Here is a 16,684-nt window from a genome sequence, read left to right on the forward strand (position 1 = left end):
TGTATGTTATTGCTCTTGTTTAATTTAGGTTGGATAAATGCGAGTCAATTCAGATTTTTCACAACACGCTTTAATGCTGCCAACTCAATATAGTTGGCAAACATCGCCTCAGGCGGGTGTTGAGCGGGTAATGCTCGACAGAATAGGCGCTGAAAAAGCCAGAGCAACTAGCGTAGTACGCTACGCGCCTGAGTCTACTTTTCCAAGCCATGCTCACCCAGGTGGTGAAGAAATAATGGTACTTTCAGGCACCTTTTCAGATGAGTCGGGCGACTACCCACAAGGCTTTTATTTACGAAACCCGCCAGGGTCTTCACATGCACCTAAAAGTAAAAGTGGCGCAACCATTTTTGTAAAACTGTGGCAAATGTGCGTAACAGAAGCCACCTCTGTGCGCATAAATACACACGATCCGGCTACGTGGATAACCCAAAATAACCGCCTAATATGCCCGCTTTATCAAGATGATAACGAAGTAACTAAACTGGTAAAGTTAACCCCGCAACAGCCCCTATTTGATAACCTAAAAGCACATAATGCCTTAGAGCTATTTGTACTGGGCGGCAGCGTAATACACAACGAGGTAGAATATTCAAAAGGAAGCTGGCTAAGGCTGCCAAGCACGAATAAAGCGTTAATATCTGCGGGAAATAACAGCGCTACAATTTACCTAAAAGTAGGTAATTTTAAAAACATAGGCTGTGGAGGCTAAATAATGCGTACAAAAATTGCGATTATAGGCGGTGGGCTAAGCGGCGTGTATGCAGCTTACCAGTTAGAGCAATGCGGCATTACCGATTACATATTGCTTGAAGCCAGAGACCAATTAGGTGGCCGTATTATGGACTTTACAAGCCTGTCGCAAGCGACAACAAATAGCTTTGATCTTGGCCCAACATGGTTTTGGCCAGAGTTTCAGCCGCAATTAAATGCCATTATTAAAACCCTAAACCTAGAAACATTTGCCCAGTACGAGCAAGGCAATACGTTAGTAGAGCGCTCACATACACAACCGCCCACAGCAATGCCCGGTTATACGCATGCGCCTACGTCTATGCGGTTAAAAGGTGGCATGGGCACCCTTATTAATGCCTTACATGCAAAGCTTAGCAACAAACACATAGTGACCGGCGCTTTGGTTAAAACAATTACCCACCAACACGGTAATATTGAAGTTAACTTTAGCACCTCAAACACAACCGATAATAAAGTAAACGTTGAGCACGTAATGCTTGCGCTACCACCACGCTTAGCTGCAAGCCAAATAACATTTACCCCCGCATTGCCAAGCGATTTAGTAACGCAGTGGCAAAATACCGCAACCTGGATGGCACCCCACGCTAAGTATATTGCAGTGTACGATACGCCATTTTGGCGTAAGCAAACGCTCTCGGGCAGCGCCCGCAGCAGTGTTGGGCCAATGGCAGAAATACACGATGCATCAAATCCACAAGGCCAAGCCGCATTATTTGGCTTTATTGGCATACCCGCTGATGATCGAAAACGCATTAGTAATGAAGATTTAATCACACATTGCAGAGCGCAATTAGTCAGGCTTTTTGGCGCACAAGCCGCCACACCCAAAGCCGATATTATTAAAGACTGGGCACAAGACCCACTCACAGCAACACATTTAGATACACATGCTGCGTATACGCATACACCAGCACCTTACATAACCGCGCAAAATGGCCCATGGCATCAAAATTTAGTCGGTATTGGCAGCGAATGGTCGGTGCAATTTCCGGGCTATGTAGCTGGTGCGGTTGATGCAGCAAACATAGGCGTTGAGCTGTATTTAAAAAATGTTAACGCATGATGTGTAGAGGCTGAGGTTTGAGCTTAGCGTTTTAATGAGTTGCTCATAACTGCAGGTGATGGGCGGTTATGAGCGTTCAAGAAACAGCCATCATTATAGTGATTTAAACAGATTAACTTATTCGTTTTTAAACTTCCTAAATATCCACACATTCAGCCCAATTAGCAACATAACAATTAATGTTAGAATTGGAGGCTTTGATTGTAATGGTAAAAACTCAGCAGTTACCTCTGGAATCATGTGAACATACACTGCGACAAACATAATAGATAGCGCTAATAGTGATGAGCAATAAAATACTTTTCTTATTATATTTTTTGTTAGAACCTTGGATAAAGTAAGCACAATCAAAAACCCTAAACCTGCTGAAATTTCACCTAATTGACCAGCCCACCTAGCTATCTCGGGTAATGGCAGTCCACTCAAAGCTATTTGTTTAGTAAACATAGTATTGAACGGCTCAAAGAACTTTACTGTGCCAGCCATAATTAAAAAAATAGCTAACAAGCCGGTTAATAGCTTTTGCGTGATGGCCGAAGGGTTCATCGCTGAATGGCGTAACGCCAGCCACATTAACCCGACAATAACGAATACACTCGATATTAGTGATACTTCTAGTAATAATTGTTTCCCCATTTCATTTTTCCTATATTTTATGGTGAATTATTTCTCTTCAGATTCTAATAATACTTTGCTAACAAAAAGCCGAACTGTTGGTGCAACTACAGCTAAAAGCAATAGTGCAGAAGGAATAACTTCTCCTATAGAGTATGACCATGCACTCATAAATGAGACATCGTCAGACACCATTTTCCTGGCCATAATAGCCGTCATGCCCAAAAGCATTGAAGGTAAAACCATTGAGGCTATTAGCGGATATTTAAATTTTTGAGGGAATTTTTTCATATTGGTCACACCTTGAATAATTTAGAGGGCATATTTTAAAGCCTTGCCCTTATTTCAAAAATAGCTATTATTGAAATTTATAAATTCATATTTGAATGATTGGATATTATGGATGCAAAAGAGCTCGGCAATTTATATTGGTTTTGCCTGTCAGTAGAGTGTGGTGGTTACGCCCCGGCTAGTCTTTTAGCTACAGCCTCTGCCCCGACGCTTTCTAGGGCTGTGAGTCAGTTAGAAGAAAAAGTAGGTGAGAAACTCATTCATCGACATGCCAAAAAATTCCAACTCACTAATGCAGGTGAAGAATATTACCGACGCTTTGCTCCTATTTTCAAACAAGTTGATGAACAATGGCTCAACCTTTCTAATACACAGGCAACATTAACGGGTGAGATTTATGTATCGTGTCCAGAGCCTTTCGCTGATTATTTTCTTCAGAATCTAGCAATCGAATTTATGACAGAACATCCCGGTGTTAAAATCCACATTAGTTTCTCTTCTGACACTGAAAACTATATTGATGAACGTATTGATCTCGCGATTGTTACTACACCGAGCAATATACCTACATTAATTCAAAAACCCTTATTTCAAACTGAGCTAGTCTTAGCTGCATCACCCAAATACCTTAAAGCTCAAGGTATTCCCAATAATATAGAGTCATTACTTGAACATAATTTACTTGCAGGAAATACTATACCTTTTTGGGAATTTAAGTACCAAGGTGTAACTACAAAGCTACCTGTAATGGCTAAGTATTCAATAAATAGCCTCCGTTTAATGATTAATGCAGTTAAAGCGGGCATAGGGATAGGCTTGATACCGAAAGAAGTGTTAGAATTTGAAAAAGACGCAGTGCTACAGAGGGTATTGCCCGATGTAGAGTGCCCGAAAGGCAAAGCTTATATTGTATGGAGTGATCGTCAGTTGATTGCTAGTAGGGTGGTCGCATTTAGAGAAAAAATAATTCAAAAAATGGATAAACCATCAGACTTATTTAAATCCATAGTGAGTTAGTTTTGCTAGAACAGATTAAGTGTTAAATACATTAAAAAGATAAGTCTAATAGACCGCTATTGGCTATTATAGTATTGATGACGTTGATAAAAATAAGCGCTTAAAGTCAGTACAACTTCTCATTTTGCTTCTGGCTCTAACAATATTTTCGTCACAAGGAGTTTAATCGTTGGTGCGACAACTAATAATAGCATTATTGCAAAAGGGATAATTTGCTCAATAGAGTTAATCCATGCACTGATAAACGAAGCCTCATCAGGCAGGGTTTTATAGGCCATCACCCCAGACGTTCCTAGCAACATTGAAGATGACACCATAGAAACAGTAAGTGGATATTGATACTTACGCGGAATTTTTTTCATGCTTGCTCCAAGGTGTCATTAAAATTCAGCTTACTGAATAGAAAGTAAATAGCTAAGTCCTAATACAGAAATAATACCAAAGCTTGCCATGGTCCATTTTCTTCTATCTTTCTCTGCTATAACGACAAAAAAAAAATAACAGTGCTTGAGAGTAGATAGCCGTATAACCCTTAGCTATTAGCTCAAGATTTACTATGAAAAATCTTTCAAGATAATATTGTCTGCGTAGCTTTGGTAAGCACCTTCAATCATCTTAGCCATATCGTCTGGGAAGAGTAAAAAGTCGCCTTTTTCAAGAGAGTCTATAATGCCTTCAGAGACAGACTCAGCACTTGCTAAGTTATCAAAGCCAGCTCTTTTTCCCATATCTGTTTCAATTGGGCCTGGGTGAACACTAAGTACCTGAACGCCTTTTTCGGCAAATGCGTCTTTCAATCCTTGTGTGATTGAGTAGGATGCAGCTTTAGATGCCGAGTAAGTGGTTTCCTGAAGAAAGTTTTTCATCGATACCACAGAATTCAGTTGGACTAACGCACCTTTATTATGTTCAAGCGCTTTTGCAAAGGCGTTAGCGATACGCACTAAACCATAAACATTAACGTCTATTTCCCTAGCTAAAGACTCAAAAATATTCTCTGCTAAAGGTGTAGTCGACAGCATTATACCTGCGTTGTTAACTACAAGATCGACATCAGTAGCCTCAGCTGCCGCTTTGTTAACTGAGTCGGTGCTTGAAATATCCGTCTGGATAGTTGCTACTTTTTCACCGTATTGCTTTTCTAATGCTTTAGTTGACTCAGGATTGCGCACACCAAGATATACTTTTTTGGCACCGTGTTGCAGAAGTGACTCAACAATGGCTTTACCTATGCCACGATTTGCGCCGGTAACGAAAGCTACTTTGTCTTTAATGATAAAACTCATTTGATATTCCTTTGGTTTAGTATCCGTTGCGATTACTAAAGTTTTATCGCAACGGAAAATTGATTAGGCTGTAATACAGTATTTACTATAACTGTGCAGTTATAACTCGTTACTTTTTAGTCCATTCAAATTTATTAAACATTGAATCTACTGGTGTTTCAGCAATGTGGTTTACATAGTTGCTGATCACTTTTTGTGATAACCCAAGAATGATTTCTAATACTTGTTGCTGCGCGTAACCTGCGGCAAAGAAAGCATCGACTTGTTCAGGTGTTACGTTGCCGCGTTGGCGTACGATAGCTAGCGTGAAATCTTGAAGCGCTTGTAGTTTCTCTGTTGGCATCGCTTCTTGGTTACGTAACGCCTCAGTTAAAGCGGCATCAACTTTCATTGAGTGTGCAATACCAGTATGAGCTGGCACACAATAATGACACTCATGCTCAACGTTAATTGTTTGCCACACTACAGTTAATTCTTCTGCGTTGAATGATGTTGCTGTAAATAACTGATGTAGCTGTGTATAAGCTTTTAATATTTCTGGTGATTCAGCCATTGCTGCATATAAGCCAGGAACAACACCCATTTGCTTTTTAGCGCCCTCTAAAATTGCTTTGCTTTTTTCTGGTGCTGTTTCTACTGTGTGTAATGTAAATTTGCTCATTTTTAATCTCCAATGACATAGGTTGTTTAGGGGTTGTCCCTATATAAAAAGGGAATAAATCTTGAAGCCCCTTAGTTGATGGAGTGAACTATATACCCACCTGAACGATCGTTCAAGTTATATTTGAGCGATCGTTCAATTATTTTAAATATGTAAATATAATCTATTGTATTTAAATGGATATTTGTCTTGAAATATTTTTGCTTTATTAGAAGTCACCTCTGCTGAGTTTAACTTTACCTAAAGATAAAATATAACTATAATTGAACGACTGTTCATTTAATGTTTTTAGGTGAAGTTATGGCAAAGACCACAACATTTGATCGCCAAGAAGTGATAGATAAGGCAACCAATCTTTATTGGAAGAAAGGCTTTCATGCAACATCAATGCGAAACTTGCAAGACGCGGTAGACCTTCGCCCCGGTAGCATATACTCAGCATTTGGTAATAAAGATGGTTTATTTAAGGAAGCCTTAGCTAACTATGCTGATATGAGCCTGTCACTATTACAGCAATGTAAAGACGAACATGATTCGCCACTTCATGCACTAAAAGCCTTTATGAAGTTAATAATAGTAGAGTCACAAAATAGTGCTCCAAATGGCATTTGTATGCTGTCAAAAACTATTTCAGAATTAACAGATGAGAATCAAGATTTAATTGATGTAACGAAAGCACATCTAGTTAATATATCCTCAGCATTGGTCAGATTAATTGAAGAAGCACAGACATTAGGTGAGGTGGATAAAAATAAAAATGCTGAAGATCTTGCTACCCATTTACAAATTCAAATAACAGGTTTACGTACTTTTGCTAAAATTAATAAAGACAAAAATAAGGTTAGTGCCATGATAGACGATATTTTTACGCATTATCCTTTTTAATAGGAGTTAAGGGTTAATCATATAGGTCTAAAGGATCAAACCTTGGCGGCCTACAACATGCTCCTGATCCTCTGAAAATGGCACTCTCTAGCTACTCAACAACATTAAATACTGTAATAATTGGCAAAGTATTTTACTGTGTCGGATGGCGCTTCGCTTATCCGACCTACACTGGCATATACCTAACAGCTCAAGTTAATCCCCCAAATTATTAATTCTCTTCACCGCCTTACATTTAACAGCAAAGCCATTTACACATTTGAGCGGGTTGACTCTATAAACCCTTTTACATAATCAAGCTGTAAGTCGTCATCGCGCACGCCTACATTAACGCTTTTTTGCAGCCCTTTATTACCTATGCGAATGCCTTTTATGCCTAAACGGCTTTCGTGCGAAGATACCAGCCACTCGGGCAATGCTGCCACACCACGATTGGCAGACACTAATTGCAGCATCATTTCGGTGCTTTCTATGGGTACTCTGCGTTTGGGTTGCACGTTAGCGGGGTCTAAAAATCGGGTATATACATCTAAGCGGTTGTAGCCTACGGGCACGGTGTAAAGTATTTGGTTTTCGAGATCTTGTGCTGTAACAAATTCTTTGTTGTATAACGGGTTTTGCTCGCTCACGACAATACATAAATTGTAGTTAAACACAGACCTAAAGTTTAAGCCCTCTGTATTGACGGGGTCGGGGGTTATTAGCACATCAATTTCGTTGGCTTTTAGCGCTGCTATGCCATCAAATCTAAAGGCACTTTTTATTTCTACGTCTACCTCTGGCCATGCTTTTAAAAATTGCTGAATTTTGCCCATTAACCATTGCTCACACGGGTGGCATTCCATGCCTATACGCATGATTCCTCGCCGGCCTTGGGCAAACTCTTGCAGTACGCGCTCGGCGTGCTCAAATTCGGTGACCATTTTGTCTGCAAGCGAGAGTAAATACAGCCCCGCCTGAGAATACACCAGCGTATTGCCTTTACGGTGCCACAGTTTTACGCCAAATCGGCGCTCTAATTTAGCAATAGTATGGCTCACAGCCGACTGGCTTAAGTTTAAACTCTCGGCCGCGGCGGTCACGCTTTTAAGGCGATTAACCTCTTTAATAATGTGTAGATGATTACGTTCAAGCATTATGATTTATATTCATTCCAAAACCAGTTTTTACCATTAGTGTTCATAATGGTGTTTTGGTAATATTATCACATTACATACTCAAGTCTATGCACTTTGCTGTTGTACTATGTATACACACCAGCAAAACACCTAGCATTTAACGTATTACCAGGAGATACAGCCTATGTTTAGCGACTCTATCTATACTTTTATATTAATAGGTATAGGGGGCACACTAGTGTTAGATATTTACGCGGGGTTACTCGCTAAGTTTTTTGATTTACCCGCCACAAATTGGCGATTAGTTGGTCGCTGGGTGGGCCATATGAAATCGGGGCAATTTTATCAGCCTGCACTACCTAAGGCCGAAAAAATACCGGGTGAGCTTGCCATTGGTTGGGTTGTACATTACCTAATTGGCATAGCGTACGGGTTAATATTAATGGTGTGTGTAAACACGCAGTGGCTTGATTTGCCAACCATACTACCTGCATTACTTGTTTCGTGGTTTGGCATAGTTGCCCCTTTTTTTATTATGATGCCAGGCATGGGGGCGGGTATGGCCGGTGCAAAAACACCTAACCCCACCGTTACGCGCATAAAAAGCTTTGTAGGGCACACCATATTTGGCTTAGGTATGTTTTTAACCGCACTGGTTTTAGCATAATTTTAAGTAGGAAAGCAGACTATGAACATTTTAAATTTAAGCACCTATTCTACGCATATTAAAATAGTGGGCTTAATAGCTATTGTTATTTCAATTGCTGCGTGGAGCACTGATTTATTAGGCTTTGTGTATGCCTGCCCCTATTGTAGAGTGCAGCGCTCTGTAATTGGGCTATTAGGTTTATTATTAATAACGCCCGCGGTTACACACTGGATAGGCAAATATTTTGCTTTAGTAATTGGTTTTTTTGGCGCAACAGTGGCCGCCAATCAGCACTTTATGGGCTGGAAAAAAATATCAGCAGGCACCTTTGAATTTAAAGATAACCTGTTAGTTGACCCATTTATTTTATCGGCCTTTGCACTAACAGGTATTATTGGGCTCACTTATTTAGCAGTAACAGCCGCAAAGTTACCTGCTAAAACGGTTTAATATTCCCTAAAATTAGCGGTCTACTTATCAATGAGTTAACGGCTAATTTTAATAACGGCTAACATGTCGTCTTCATCGAGGCCAACTTCCTCAAACCCAAAGCTTGTATAAATGTTTTTAGCTATTGGGTTTTGCGGGTTGTAACAAATTTCGATTTTTTCAAGCTTAGAAGTCGTTTTAATCTCTTCAATTGCCATGGACAGTGCTTTGCGCCCAACGCCTTTATTTTGATACTACCAACTCCATTAAGTATGTGTTCTAAATTTTACGCCGAAAAAACAATTCAGTTCTAGGCGTAAATTGATGTAAATGGTTGTTCCCTTTTACGAAATTTAAAACAAAGAAATGGGTTGTTTTAGCAAGTAAAATAGAGCAGCTATTTATTGGAGTTGGTATAAGTTTGATCAACCATAAAGCGCCAAATAGAAACCTTTGTAGGGGTTTCTTGTACCCACATAAAAAAGCCAACTGGCAGAGCATTTAGGAAAACGCTTTACAGGTATACCCGCTATTATAGTGCCCCTCAACTAACGACCACATATTACACGCTACGTATTCTTCTTGCGTTTTAGCAACCTCTAAATCGCATATGGCTTCATAGTTATCGGCGGTGATGTCTTCCAGTGACAGATTCATGTTTTTCCTTTAGAGCAACTTTGTGCAATTAGTAAGCTATCAGTGTATGTACCTATAATCAATCAAATGAAGATGTTGATTTTTATACACCCAATATTAGCCAAATTAATAATCTACAAGTCTATTTAAAACAAAAAGGCCGCAGTAAATAAATACTGCGGCCTTTGTTTTTAGCTAAGTACTTTTTAAGCTAAGTACTTTTTAAGCTAAGTGCTATTTAGTAAGCGCCTGCGCTGTAAATAAGCTCGTAGCTGTGGCTGTAAATCTCAAGGATGTTACCAAACGGGTCTTCCATGTAGATCATGCGGTACGGCTTTTCGCCAGGGTAGTAGTAACGTGGCTCTGGCATACGTTTTTTACCACCTGCAGCAACAATACGCTCCGCTAAGCCTTCAACATCTGGGTCTTGTACACAAAAATGGAAGATACCGGTTTTCCAGTATTCAAAGTTGTCTTTAGGGTTTTCTTGGTCTTTAAATTCAAAAATTTCTACACCAATACGGTCGCCTGTTGAAAGGTGCGCTATTTTAAATTTTTCCCAATTTGGACCAAATACATCGGTGCACATTTCGCCAATGGGGCTGTTATCTTCAGTGATCACGGTAGGCTCCATTATGATGTACCAGCCCATCACCTTAGTGTAAAACTCTACGGCTTTTTCAACATCTGGTACTGAAATACCAATGTGCGAAAAACTACGTGGATATGTATGACTCATAATGCTTCCTCTTTAACGTGTGACTTATCTTGTGACTAGTTGATGGAGTTAGTTTACGAACCCGTGTTTATTAAGTAAAATTATCATTAATCATCATTTTGAGTACGTTTTGTAATGATAAACCCGACATGGTTAAACACGTTTTGTACGTTGGTTGAGGTAAATCATTTTACCCAAACAGCCGAGCGCTTATTTATGACCCAATCGGGCGTAAGCCAGCATATTAAAAAGCTAGAGCAGCAAGTAAACTGCGCGCTATTAGAGCGCCACGGCAAACAATTTACCCTTACCGTGCATGGGCAAAATTTGTATCAGCAAGGCAGTTTGTTATTAAAAGAATGGCAATTTTTAGAACAACAATTAAAAGATGACTCGCCTTACAGCGGCCTAGTAAAAATACAATCGCCAGGTAGCTGTGGGCTACAATTTTATAGCCAATTATTAGCATTACAGGCTGAGCATACCGAGCTTAATATTGATTATCGCTTTGCACCTAATACCAGTGTAGAGCAAGCGGTGGCAAACCACAGTGCCGACATAGGCTTTTTAACCCAAGCCCCCACGCTTAGCGAAGTTACCAGCCACAAAATTGGCCAAGAAGCTTTATTATTAGTAACTCCAGCACATATTAAAAACCCAACATGGGAGGTTTTATGTGAGCTTGGCTTTATTGGCCACCCCGATGCAAAACACCACGCGCAGCTATTACTTAGCGAAAACTACAATGAGTTTGAACATGTTGATCAAATTAAGCGTACGGGGTTTTCTAACCAAATAAGTTTAATACTCGAACCAGTAAGTTTAGGGCTAGGTTTTACTGTTTTACCTGCCTATGCGGTGGGCGCATTTAATAAACCAGCGCTTATAAAAACGCACCATTTAGCTAATCCAATCAGCGAAAATATTTATGTGTGTCATCATCGTAACAGGCCAATGGCAAAGCGCATGCACACGGTAATTGAGGCGATAAAAGCGGGGGAATAATTTTTTAAAAAGGCAGTACAGCCAGCTTTAATTTACTGTACTGCCTTTTTGGGTTTTAGCGTGTTTAAACCTTAGACATATAGGCGCTTACATATGCCTTATTTTTAAATACCAACCATAAAGTAAGCGCTATAAGGCCAATACTTAGCTGAATAACACCTAAGTTTTTAATTAATGTTTCTGCGTTAAGCGATACAAGCGCCATGCCTATTGCGCCTGCAATCATAGAGCAAAACTGAATAACGGCCACAGCAGAGCCCGTGTCCGTTGTTTGTTGCTCTAACATTAAATTAGTACCGGGCACGCGGGTAATAATAACGGTTAGGGTAGCTATTGCTGCTAATGCACCAAATACCCAAGGCGATAAGCCGCCTATAAAAATGGTACTTATACCGCATGCTGTTAGGGTTAAAAAACTCGCAGTAATTATTTTTTTTACCGATACACGTTTAGAAAGCCGCATATAAATTGTTGGCCCAAACGAGGCGCACACAGCATTCGCTGCAAAGGCGTAACTAAAGGTTTGTTCCGACAAACCAAACCCGTTGATATATACATAAGAGCCCGCCGCTAAAAACGACATTAACGCCATAGGCACAATAGTAAAAACAGCCAATAGCGATAAAAATGGCGGGTTTTTAACTACTACAGCTAATCGCCCCCACGACTGAAAAACAGAGCCGGCGTAGCGTGTATGTAAGGTTTCGCGGTAAAAAAAGGTAAATAACATAGCCACAGAGCCAAACACGGCTAAAGCAGCAAACATCATATGCCAATTAGCAATTTTTAGTAGCAATGCGCCCAGCACAGGCGCCACCATAGGGGCAATAATAACCAGCGACATAATAGTGGCGATAATTTTTTCTCGCTCGCGGCCATCGTACAAATCTTTTACTATTGCCGTGGCTACAACCGTTACTGCACTTCCGCCAAAGGCTTGTAATAAACGCGCGCCTATAAGCATTTCTACAAAATTAGATAACGCACAAAGCACACTGCCTATTACGTATATTCCAAGGCCCATAAGCAAAATAGGTTTACGGCCAAATTTTTCACTTAATGGGCCCCAAAACAATAATCCTATGGCGTAGGCTGCAAAATATACGCTAAGTGTTAAGTTAACCATGGCTTGGTTAGTATTTAGTTTCTCTACCATAGTAGGTAAAGCAGGAAGATATAAATCGGTAGTTAAAGGGGGAAATGCACTAATAATTACTAAAAAAATTAACGTGCCAGTTTTGCCTAATACAGGCTGCTCTACTTTCAAACTAAACTCCAAAAAAAAACAAAATAACTGACTAATACACAATCTTGCTTATAAATAACGTGGTAAATGCAAAGCACGACTGCACTCATTACCTACTTAATAGACTCCTTTTGTATGCTCCACGTTATAAGTAGATTTTATATACTCTTAGCCCATGTGTATATTGCTCATTTTTTATGTTCGTTTTTTATGGCTGGCTATTACTTTACCAGTAATAGCCAGAGTGTTTAATTTATGCTGTGCGCTTAGGCTTTTGCTTAATAGCGAGTATGGTTTGCTTAGCTTGCAAATACACTTTGTGCACTGCAAAGATTAATAAGCTCATAAGTACCATTAAGCACAACGTTGGCCAAAGCGACTGGGTATGATAACCAAACACGCCCATAAGCCAGCAAATTAGCACCCATTGAATAATGTAAAGGGCCGTTACATGTTTGCTCGCATATAAAAGAGCGCGTGTAATAGGGCCATTAAATTTATTGGCAATGGCATATTCTATTAAGGCTAATGCACATAAATTTAAACCCACTAAATAAATAATACCGCCGCCATTTAAGTGAAAAAAGTTACCAAACTGGCCTTTAAAATCAATAAATAACCACACTGAACCAATCACTAATAATGCGGCCCCTAACTTTGCACACACATTAAATAAATACGCTGCATTATGCTGGCTATTTATATATACACGCCCAAGCACGTAGCCGGTTAATATAGCGCTTACCCATGGAAATACCGGAAAATAAACTTGGTAGTTATTAGCAAAAAACAAATCGCTAATATAAGGCGAAAGCGCAAACTGCTGCCCCCTAACAAACTGGCTTACAAGTGCAATAGCCACGGCTAAACATGCAATCCATGTGGTTTTCCAGCGGGCAATATTAAGCGCACCAAACAGCACTAAGCTCACCCCAGCAAGTTGTAAAATATCACCGGTTAACACCATAAATTGTAACTGCCCAGCACTGAGCGGGCTTTGCCAGCCATAGGCATTTATAAATGCCTCGGGCATGGTATTAAATACCTCAATGGGTAGCCAAAATTTTGCCACATTCATTAAATAGGCAAGTAGTAAAAGCTGTATACCACGCTTAATTAATAACATGGGGGTTTGCCTGCGCGAAAGCGCCATAGACAGCCCCATTGCCACTAAAAACGAGGCCGTGCCTTTGCCAAGTATATGAATAACAGCGCCAAATAGGCTCTCACTTTGAAGCGTTGTGCTCGAGTACATCCATAGGGTGTGTACCAAAATCATAATAAAAACGCTCGCACCTCGGGCAAGGTCTATCGTTTTAAGACGTGTGTTCATTGGTTCTAATATCCTTTTTAGGGCAGGTTTGGCATTTTTTATAACCTGCTAAATAATAACGACAGCACGTTAAGCGATCGGCCGTTAATTTAAATGGGGTGTTTAAATTAAAGTGATTGCTGATTAAATTGTGTAGCTGCTGATGGCAATGTGTAGTGTGATCAGCGCTTGCTAAATTTAAGCTATGGGCGCGCTCAAATGCGCTGTTAAGGGTGTCGATTAATAAGCGTCCTTGCTCTTTTTTACCCAGCGCATAATCGCTATTTATCCACTTACCTACACAGCTAAAAAACTCAATAAGTGCAGTGTTTTGCTCGGCTTTACTTAATATAGGCGCACCGCTGAGGTTAAACCCTCGGCTATAAGCGCCATTAATTTTAAGCTGTAATTGCATGGGGTTATGTGCATTTTGTTTAGAAGTATGCCAAAAACAATAGGCATAAATAGTTTGCCAACAAAGCTGCAAATACAAATGGCGGCTAATAAATTGCCCAGGCGCATGTGGGTAATGCGCCTTGCAATGAATCGCTAATGTGCGCACTAAATCTAAGCTTGGGTGAGCCGCAGTAGCTGGCTCACTTGGGCAAAATAAAAAGTGCGCAAGGGTTACTGGCTTAGCCATACAACTTTGCCGATACCGGGTTATTTAAACTTCCGGCAAACTGTAAGCTGCCTGCTGGGTCGGTTAAATCAACCATTTGCTTATTATTGCCAAGCTGTAAGCGGTTTAAGCAAGAGTGTGCAAATTCATCACTAAAAAAGTCATATTCTTTAAAACGCGCATTTAAGGCAGGGTTAGCCTGTTGATACGCTTTAACACTTTGCGCAACGCCGTGCCAAAAGTCGTGCTCGGTAATACGCTCTTCTCTTACTAAAATAGCCACTAGGTATCTAAAAAAGCAGTCAAATACATCGGTAAATATGCTCAGTAACTCAAGCTCTTTTGGCATAGCAATATGAATACGCGACACTTCCTCAGGTAAAGGTTCAGTGCTATTAAGCAGCGCGACTTCTTCGCCTATGTCTTTCATGTAAGCGCCCACAGGGACTGAATTTTTAAGTTTTAAAATAAGGTTTTCGCCGTGCGGCATAAACACTAATTTATGGGCATAAAAACAATGCACTAACGGGATAAGATAGGCGTTAAAATAGTGTTGCAGCCAAGCATGTGTACTTAAACCGCTTTGATCTATTAATGCACCTGCCATACTTTTACCGTTGTTATCTAGGTGCAGCAATGCGGCCATGGTGGTGAGTTGCTCATTATTTTGTAAGTTATGGTTTGGGTTTTCGCGCCATAAACAGGCAAACATTTTACGATACGGTGTATCGCCCAATGCGCTTTGCTCAAAGGTATGATGCGCATACCCTAAGGTGGCGTACTCTCTTAGTGCAGTAAAATTGCACGCGCTAAGCGTGGGGTCGTAGTTTACTTTATTAAATACCCAATCATTTATAGCCGGGGTTACCGCCATATAAGCGCGCGAAAGCCCGCGCATAAAGCCCATATTTAAAATAGACAGCGCTACTTTTAAATAAGGTTTATGCGGATGTGAGCAGTTATATAATGTGCGAATAGATTGCTGCGCTTGATATAAATCGTCGCCTTCACCTAAATAAACTAAGCGGTTATTGGCAAACTCGTTGGCAAACACCACACTTAATTTATGTTGGTATTGCCACGGGTGGGCAGGCATAAATAGGTAGTCGTCAGGGTTTAGGTTTTGCGTTTTTAGCGCTTTGTTAAATGCATCACGGGTAGTTAAATCAAGCTCACCACTAATATGGCTTGGGTAATCACTAAAGTATTCACTATAAGCAAAATCACATACTGTTTTATGCGCCGCTAACCACAATACTTTAAACGGTTTACCCACCTCTGGCGCATAGCGTAAAAAGTCGGTTTTGCTAAAACCAATACGGCCATTATTAGCCACAAACGCGGGATGGCCTTCGCTCATTGCGGCCTCTATTTGTTGTAGCCCTAATTGCGCAAGTTCGGCTGCGCTAAGAGTGTTGTTTTCGCGTTTATAACAGGCACTCGCAAGTGTGGCGTTAAGCTCTTCAAGGTAGGTGGCTAAACGCTCGCCAGTTAAACCCAGCGCAGGGCCTTGCACGCTAAAAAAGTGCAGTACATCAAGCTCTGCTTGCTCATTATTAAGGTTATAAAAGCATAAGCTTGGCTCGTCTATATCTATGTGATTAAGCGCCATAGCACGGCCATTAAATATAAAATAACCCCCTTCAATATTTACTTTAAAACCTTGTGGGGTTTGCTCTGCAACCAATAAGCGCTCGTGTACCAGTTCGCTAATGGCTTTACTTTGTAAGTGCCTGTTAGCCCACTGCCAGTGGTCAAACTTTACATAGTCGGTGTTTATTGGCGTTTGCGCTTTGTGATGTAAATTAACATGCGTTTCAAATGCAGCTTTATTACAAAACCCAAGGTAGGCGTTTTTATCACCAAGGGTTATTTGCTTAGTATGCACAAAGCCTAAACGCTTATTTAAGGTATGAATTTTACTATTGCCAATATCGGGCTCTACTACTACGCGTGCATCGGCATTATGAGTAAAAATACTGTGCAATACGCACTGCATTATTTCAAAACTAAAATGGCGTTTAGGCTGTGTATTTGGGGCAAGTAAAATATGCATGCCGGTATCGTTTGGCATTACCTCATAGGCAGCTGCGAGTAGCTTGTCGTGCTTTAGGCTGTAAAGCTCAACTAAAGCAAGTAGCTCATTATTTTGCTCAATAACATAGGCATGATGGTGCGGGTTGTTAAGTATATCTTGGTAGGCGCTGCACATTTGCTCGGGGGTGTGTTTGCTCATACCCCAAAAATGGGCGTAAGGCAGTGTAAGCCACTGGCAAATTATGGGCATATCGCTTTGCTGTAGTAACCGCATAGTCACATTACCTGTGTGTTGTAACGTGGTTACAAAAGATGAAAAATACATAAAAACTCCTAAA

Annotated in this window: 18 protein-coding genes and 2 pseudogenes; 7 read left to right on the forward strand and 13 right to left on the reverse strand. The window is 40.4% G+C overall.

Annotated features, from left to right (window positions below; translation table 11 throughout):
- Positions 1 to 37: 37 nt before the first annotated feature.
- Positions 38 to 712 (forward strand): cupin domain-containing protein, encoded by a 675-nt coding sequence (locus MTN96_RS24015; RefSeq protein ID WP_248532913.1) that lies wholly within the window; start codon positions 38 to 40, stop codon positions 710 to 712.
- A gap of 3 nt (positions 713 to 715) precedes the next feature.
- On the forward strand, positions 716 to 1,819 hold the full coding sequence (locus MTN96_RS24020) for an FAD-dependent oxidoreductase (RefSeq protein ID WP_248532914.1): 1,104 nt from the start codon (positions 716 to 718) through the stop codon (positions 1,817 to 1,819).
- Positions 1,820 to 1,936: 117 nt separating this feature from the next.
- On the opposite strand, the gene MTN96_RS24025 is transcribed toward MTN96_RS24020, so the two are convergent.
- Both MTN96_RS24025 and MTN96_RS24030 read right to left on the reverse strand, forming a co-directional pair.
- A complete protein-coding gene (locus MTN96_RS24025; RefSeq protein WP_248532915.1) occupies positions 1,937 to 2,455 on the reverse strand; it encodes a hypothetical protein in 519 nt (172 codons plus the stop codon).
- A gap of 27 nt (positions 2,456 to 2,482) precedes the next feature.
- Positions 2,483 to 2,725: a hypothetical protein gene (locus tag MTN96_RS24030; RefSeq protein WP_054982020.1), complete on the reverse strand. Its 243-nt coding sequence runs from the start codon at positions 2,723 to 2,725 to the stop codon at positions 2,483 to 2,485.
- Between the two features lie 108 nt (positions 2,726 to 2,833).
- Here MTN96_RS24030 and MTN96_RS24035 point away from each other — a divergent pair, with 108 nt between their 5' ends.
- Positions 2,834 to 3,742 (forward strand): LysR family transcriptional regulator, encoded by a 909-nt coding sequence (locus MTN96_RS24035; RefSeq protein ID WP_054982019.1) that lies wholly within the window; start codon positions 2,834 to 2,836, stop codon positions 3,740 to 3,742.
- A 119-nt stretch (positions 3,743 to 3,861) separates the two neighbouring features.
- Here the strand turns inward: MTN96_RS24035 and MTN96_RS24040 are convergent, their stop codons facing one another.
- The 3 genes from MTN96_RS24040 to MTN96_RS24050 all read right to left on the reverse strand — a co-directional run bounded on the left by MTN96_RS24040 (position 3,862) and on the right by MTN96_RS24050 (position 5,689).
- A complete protein-coding gene (locus MTN96_RS24040; protein ID WP_054982018.1) occupies positions 3,862 to 4,104 on the reverse strand; it encodes a hypothetical protein in 243 nt (80 codons plus the stop codon).
- A 192-nt stretch (positions 4,105 to 4,296) separates the two neighbouring features.
- Complete coding sequence (locus tag MTN96_RS24045; protein WP_248532916.1) at positions 4,297 to 5,028, reverse strand: SDR family oxidoreductase; 732 nt, start codon at positions 5,026 to 5,028, stop codon at positions 4,297 to 4,299.
- A 109-nt stretch (positions 5,029 to 5,137) separates the two neighbouring features.
- Positions 5,138 to 5,689: a carboxymuconolactone decarboxylase family protein gene (locus MTN96_RS24050; RefSeq protein ID WP_054982016.1), complete on the reverse strand. Its 552-nt coding sequence runs from the start codon at positions 5,687 to 5,689 to the stop codon at positions 5,138 to 5,140.
- 300 nt (positions 5,690 to 5,989) lie between these two features.
- On the opposite strand from MTN96_RS24050, the gene MTN96_RS24055 reads away from it, so the two are divergent.
- Positions 5,990 to 6,574, forward strand: coding sequence for a TetR/AcrR family transcriptional regulator (locus MTN96_RS24055; protein WP_248532917.1), 585 nt, complete (start codon positions 5,990 to 5,992; stop codon positions 6,572 to 6,574).
- Between the two features lie 251 nt (positions 6,575 to 6,825).
- Here the strand turns inward: MTN96_RS24055 and MTN96_RS24060 are convergent, their stop codons facing one another.
- On the reverse strand, positions 6,826 to 7,710 hold the full coding sequence (locus MTN96_RS24060) for a LysR family transcriptional regulator (RefSeq protein WP_248532918.1): 885 nt from the start codon (positions 7,708 to 7,710) through the stop codon (positions 6,826 to 6,828).
- Positions 7,711 to 7,876: 166 nt separating this feature from the next.
- On the opposite strand from MTN96_RS24060, the gene MTN96_RS24065 reads away from it, so the two are divergent.
- Both MTN96_RS24065 and MTN96_RS24070 read left to right on the forward strand, forming a co-directional pair.
- A complete protein-coding gene (locus MTN96_RS24065; RefSeq protein WP_282452101.1) occupies positions 7,877 to 8,359 on the forward strand; it encodes a DUF2938 domain-containing protein in 483 nt (160 codons plus the stop codon).
- Positions 8,360 to 8,380: 21 nt separating this feature from the next.
- A complete protein-coding gene (locus MTN96_RS24070; protein ID WP_248532920.1) occupies positions 8,381 to 8,791 on the forward strand; it encodes a hypothetical protein in 411 nt (136 codons plus the stop codon).
- 35 nt (positions 8,792 to 8,826) lie between these two features.
- On the opposite strand, the pseudogene MTN96_RS24075 reads toward MTN96_RS24070, so the two are convergent.
- The 3 genes and pseudogenes from MTN96_RS24075 to MTN96_RS24085 all read right to left on the reverse strand — a co-directional run.
- Positions 8,827 to 9,024, reverse strand: a pseudogene (locus MTN96_RS24075) (GNAT family N-acetyltransferase); the annotation flags it as partial.
- A 164-nt stretch (positions 9,025 to 9,188) separates the two neighbouring features.
- A pseudogene (locus MTN96_RS24080) lies at positions 9,189 to 9,427 on the reverse strand (GNAT family N-acetyltransferase); the annotation flags it as partial.
- A 217-nt stretch (positions 9,428 to 9,644) separates the two neighbouring features.
- Positions 9,645 to 10,145, reverse strand: coding sequence for a lactoylglutathione lyase family protein (locus tag MTN96_RS24085; RefSeq protein ID WP_248532921.1), 501 nt, complete (start codon positions 10,143 to 10,145; stop codon positions 9,645 to 9,647).
- A gap of 114 nt (positions 10,146 to 10,259) precedes the next feature.
- Between MTN96_RS24085 and MTN96_RS24090 the strand changes: the two genes are divergently transcribed.
- Positions 10,260 to 11,129 (forward strand): LysR family transcriptional regulator, encoded by an 870-nt coding sequence (locus MTN96_RS24090; RefSeq protein ID WP_248532922.1) that lies wholly within the window; start codon positions 10,260 to 10,262, stop codon positions 11,127 to 11,129.
- Between the two features lie 64 nt (positions 11,130 to 11,193).
- On the opposite strand, the gene MTN96_RS24095 is transcribed toward MTN96_RS24090, so the two are convergent.
- From MTN96_RS24095 to MTN96_RS24110, 4 genes are all read right to left on the reverse strand, one after another.
- Positions 11,194 to 12,396: a multidrug effflux MFS transporter gene (locus tag MTN96_RS24095; RefSeq protein WP_054982121.1), complete on the reverse strand. Its 1,203-nt coding sequence runs from the start codon at positions 12,394 to 12,396 to the stop codon at positions 11,194 to 11,196.
- A gap of 232 nt (positions 12,397 to 12,628) precedes the next feature.
- Positions 12,629 to 13,708: a heparan-alpha-glucosaminide N-acetyltransferase domain-containing protein gene (locus tag MTN96_RS24100; protein ID WP_248532923.1), complete on the reverse strand. Its 1,080-nt coding sequence runs from the start codon at positions 13,706 to 13,708 to the stop codon at positions 12,629 to 12,631.
- Positions 13,692 to 14,330 (reverse strand): hypothetical protein, encoded by a 639-nt coding sequence (locus MTN96_RS24105; protein ID WP_248532924.1) that lies wholly within the window; start codon positions 14,328 to 14,330, stop codon positions 13,692 to 13,694. Before MTN96_RS24105 ends, MTN96_RS24100 begins: the two co-directional genes overlap by 17 nt.
- On the reverse strand, positions 14,323 to 16,671 hold the full coding sequence (locus MTN96_RS24110; RefSeq protein WP_248532925.1) for a GNAT family N-acetyltransferase: 2,349 nt from the start codon (positions 16,669 to 16,671) through the stop codon (positions 14,323 to 14,325). Before MTN96_RS24110 ends, MTN96_RS24105 begins: the two co-directional genes overlap by 8 nt.
- Between the last annotated feature and the right edge of the window lie 13 nt (positions 16,672 to 16,684).

This window comes from Pseudoalteromonas sp. 2CM28B (genome assembly GCF_023161935.1).